Genomic DNA, 3,491 nt, shown 5'->3' with positions numbered 1-3,491 from the left:
CCTCGCCCTGCCCGCGCGCGCCGGGGGCGCCGGGGGCAGCCGGTGAGCGGCGCGCGCGGGCAGGGCGAGGAGCAGAACGAGCAGCACGACGGAACGCGAACCACCCGAAGGAGCCGCTGAGTGGACCCGATCGAGACCGCCGAGCAGGTCGCCGTCGTCGGCACCCCCTCCTCCAACTACGAGGTCACCCTCGACCTGCTGGACACGGCGATCCACGAACCCCTCGTGGGGTCCATGCTCCTGCTCACCCAGCCCTCCGCCGGCGGTGAGGAGCTCGCCCTCGGCACCGTCACCGAGGTCACCACCCTCAACCAGTGGCACTCCCAGCCGCTGCTGCGCGGGGTGGTCAAGACCAAGGGCCACATCCCCGGCATGTCCGGCGACAGCGGTGACGTGCGCGCGGCCGCCATCAAGCTGCAGGCCTGCTACAAGCGCACCGGTGCCGGGAGCGCCGGCGCCCCGTGGGTGCAGGCCGGCCCGTCGCTGCGGATGTCCCCGCCCACCGGCACCGCCGTGCGCCGCGTCACCAACGAGGTCCTCGACGAGCTCATGAGCGGTGAGGAGGACCTGCACCACCTCGGTCACCTGCACGGCACGAGCGACGTGCGCATCCCCATGTCCATCCGCGACTTCTCCGGGGACAGAGGCGCTTTCCACGCCGGGGTCTTCGGCATGTCCGGGAGCGGGAAGACAGCGTTCTCCACGTACTTCCTCGCCGGGCAGATGCGCAACCCCGACCAGGGCATCATCGTGGTGGACCCGCAGGGGCAGTTCTCCTCCGAGACGGGATTCCCGTTCTCGCTGCAGGCGTGGGCGGCGGAACTGGGCCGCGAGGTCGTGGTGCGCCGCGTCAGCGAGGACCTGCGCCTGGAGAAGGACGCGCCGCTGTTCGGGGAGCTGCTGGCCAAGACCAAGCTCACCGGTGAGATCACCAAGATGGCGCCGGAGACCGCGGGGCTGTTCGTCGACGAGCTGGTCAAGGTGCTGCGCAAGCGCACCGGCTGGGACACCGAGGACTCCGCGAGCCTGCTGCGCGAACTGCTGCAGGCGCTGAGCGACTTCACCGTCCTGGGGCGCATCTACGTGGACGAGACCCGGCAGAACCGCCTGCGCGACGCGGTCTTCGAGGTCCTCGGCGACGCCGACCGCTTCGCCGACGTGTTCAGCCAGTTCCAGCCGCTGCACAACCTCTTCAGCCCCGCCAACCCCGGCGGTGGCAAGCGGCACTCGATGTGGGGGACGATCTCGCACGTCTTCGACCAGCAGGCGCGCGCCGGTGCGCCGGCGCCGCTGCTGGTGCTGGACATGTCCACCTCCGGGCAGGTCTCGTGGGTCTCCAGCCTGCTGGCCGGACCCGAGCAGGCCGGTGCGCTGGAGGCGCTGCGCGTGCTGGACCAGGACTCGATCAAGGCCGCGATCCTGCGCAAGGCGTGCCGCACGCTGAAGGAGGCCTCCGAGGCCGCCTTCCGCCTCGGCGAGACGCTGAACACGATGGTCGTCTTCGACGAGGCCTGGCGCTACGCCCCGCCGCTGCACCTGGCCGCTGACGAGGAGGTCAGAGCCCTGTCGGCGGACCTGGCCGGCTACTTCCGCGACACCCGCAAGTTCGGCATCGGCTGGACGCTCATCAGCCAGTCGCCCCGCTCGATCAACGCGGACTGCTGGGACCAGATGGCGGTGCGCATCATGGGCTACGGCCTCGGCGGCGCGGACCTGGCCAAGGTCGCCGAGCAGCTGGACGACCCCGAGCACCTGAAGCTGTACCGGGCGTTCTCGCCGCCGGACTCGACCAAGCCGAAGGTGTACCCGTTCATGGTCACCGGCCCGGTCTCGCCGCTGAGCTTCACCAAGGCGCCGGTGTTCCTGGCCGCCTACACCGACTTCGAGCAGTTCCGCACCGACAACCACCACTGGATCAGCCGGGCCAGGCTGCGGCTGGGGCTGCCGGTGCTGGCGGGCGTGCCGGCCCTGGCCGGCGGGGGTCCGCTCGTGGCCGCCCGCCCCGCGCGGGCGAGCGTGGCCGCGCCGCGGCGGGGCGCCGCCGTGCAGGAGGCCGTCGAGCGGGTGCGCGAGCACGCCGCGACCGGCGGGATCGCCCCCGGCGCCTTCGTCGGCCTGCCCGGCGACGGGGCGTTCAGCGGGGGGCTGGGCAGCATCGACGACGACCCGCCGTTCTGAGCCGCGGGAGCGGGTGGGCGCCGCCGTGTCGGAGGCGCTGCCTACGGTGGGAGCGGTCGATGGTCGTCTCGATGGAGGAGCACAGCGGGTGAGCGAGCCGGTCGTCAGGTTCGGCGTGTACGCGGACGCCCACGTGGGGTACGCCGCGCGGTGCCGGGTGCACCCGGCGTCGGGGCTGAACATGCGCACCCGCGACGGGATGCTGGCGGTGCGCGCCGTCACCCGCTCGATGGTCGAGGCGGGCGTGGACTTCGTCGTCGCCGGCGGTGACGACTTCCACCGCTCGCACCCGGCCGTGGGCGACATCGTGTGGATGCGCCAGCAGATGGAGAGCTTCGCGCGGGCGGGGATCCCGGTGTATGGCAACACCGGCAACCACGACGCCTCCGCGGAGCGGGGCAAGTCCCCGGCCACCGCGGCGATCAACGACCCCGACCGCGGCATCCACTACGTCACCGAGCCGTACCGGGTCTTCGAGGTCGCCGACGGCCTGGTCCTGCACGTGATCAGCCACTACGGGCTGGCGCAGTCCGAGCGGCTGCTGCCCGAACCGGTGGACGGGGCCGTCAACGTGCTGTCCGCGCACGGCGCGGCGATGCTGCCCGGGCACGAGGTGTTCCGCTGCGTGGACTCGCCCGGCGAGGTGCCCATCGGGCTGGACGTGCTGGCCGACGAGCGCTTCGCGCTGAAGGCGCTGGGCCACTACCACGGCATGGGCGAGATCCTGCCGGGCGTCTGGTACGCCGGGTCGCTGGTGCGCCGGGGCTTCTCCGACCCCGCCGGCGGGCGCGGCTGGCTGCTGGTGGAGGTCCACGCCGACGGGCGCGTGCAGGTGACCCCGCAGTACATCGCCCAGCGCGCCCAGCACGACCTGCCGCGCATCGATGCCCGCGGCCTCAGCGGCGCGCAGGTCGAGGAGCTGATCCGCCAGAACCTCGCGGCCGTCGACGTCGGCGACGCGATCGTGCGCCAGGTGGTGCTCAACTGCTCCACCAGCGTCCGCCAGGGCATCGACCAGCCGGCGCTGGCCGCGCTGACGAAGGACGCCCTGGTGTGGATGCCGGACTTCCGGCGCCCCGACGTCGTCGAGGACGACGGCGAGCGCGTGGTGGAGGGCATCTCCACCTCGATGCTGACGGCCGGTTCCGCCGACCTGCCCAAGGCGTACGGCGGGTGGGTGGCCGACTGGGCCGGTGCGGTGGGCCTGGCCGAGCCGCTGCGCCCGGTGGTGGTCGCCGAGGGCGAGCGCCACCTGCGGGAGGCCTCGCAGGACGTGGAGATCGGCGGCTTCGCCGACCCGGACCAGCCGGCGG

Annotated in this window: 2 protein-coding genes; both read left to right on the top strand. The window is 72.9% G+C overall.

What is annotated here, in order from left to right:
- The first annotated feature begins 120 nt into the window (after nt 1-120).
- Nucleotides 121-2,178 (top strand): helicase HerA domain-containing protein, encoded by a 2,058-nt coding sequence (locus GTQ99_RS21180; protein ID WP_166617677.1) that lies wholly within the window; start codon nt 121-123, stop codon nt 2,176-2,178.
- A gap of 88 nt (nt 2,179-2,266) precedes the next feature.
- The coding region (locus tag GTQ99_RS21175) for a metallophosphoesterase family protein (protein WP_166617676.1) at nt 2,267-3,491 on the top strand (1,225 nt) is incomplete at its 3' end.

Origin of the sequence: Kineococcus vitellinus, assembly GCF_009906315.1 — a bacterium.
GTDB lineage: Bacteria > Actinomycetota > Actinomycetes > Actinomycetales > Kineococcaceae > Kineococcus > Kineococcus vitellinus.
Note: the sequence above shows the minus strand (reverse complement) of the source record. Positions and strands in the feature narration are given on the sequence as shown.